The organism is Paraclostridium benzoelyticum, assembly GCF_001006285.1.
Classification (GTDB): Bacteria; Bacillota; Clostridia; order Peptostreptococcales; family Peptostreptococcaceae; genus Paraclostridium; species Paraclostridium benzoelyticum.
This window is the reverse complement of record NZ_LBBT01000035.1, coordinates 1-657: the sequence shown is the minus strand read 5'-3', so window position 1 is coordinate 657 and position 657 is coordinate 1. Positions and strand designations below refer to the sequence as shown.

The following is a 657-nucleotide window of genomic DNA, read 5'->3' as shown; positions in this document are numbered from 1 at the left end:
ATAAAAAATTACATAAGGGTGAGTTTATAAATGGCTAAAATAAAAACTAAATATGTGTGTCAAGAATGTGGATATGAGAATAGCAAATGGCTAGGAAAATGTCCAGAATGTAGCAAATGGAATACATTTGTCGAAGAAATAGAAGAAAAAACTTCCAAATCAAATAAAGAGGTTTTTGTTATAGATAAATCATCATCTAGACCTTTAAATATAAACTCTATAGAAACTATAAAAGAGCAAAGATTTTCAACTTGTATAAACGAGTTAGATAGGGTTTTAGGTGGAGGAGTAGTTAAAGGATCATTAGTTTTAGTCGGAGGGGATCCAGGTATTGGTAAGTCAACATTACTTATACAAGTTTCAAGTAACGTTGCTAATAGCGGTAAAAAAGTTTTATACATATCAGGAGAGGAATCTGCATCTCAAATAAAAATGAGGGCTCAAAGATTAGGAATAAAGTCCGATAATTTATATATATTTGCTGAAAATAATTTAAGTATAATAGAAGCTCATTTAGAAAGTGTAAATCCAGATTTAATTATATTAGACTCAATACAAACTGTTTTTAGTCCTGAAATTACATCTGCTCCAGGTACTGTAAGCCAGATAAAGGAAGGTACTTCGAGATTTATGAAAATTTCTAAAAAAATGGGTATA

Annotated in this window: 1 protein-coding gene; it reads left to right on the top strand. The window is 29.7% G+C overall.

Annotated features, from left to right (window positions below; genetic code table 11):
- Positions 1 to 30 precede the first annotated feature (30 nt).
- The coding region (locus tag VN21_RS01855) for an ATPase domain-containing protein (RefSeq protein WP_046821771.1) at positions 31 to 657 on the top strand (627 nt) is incomplete at its 3' end.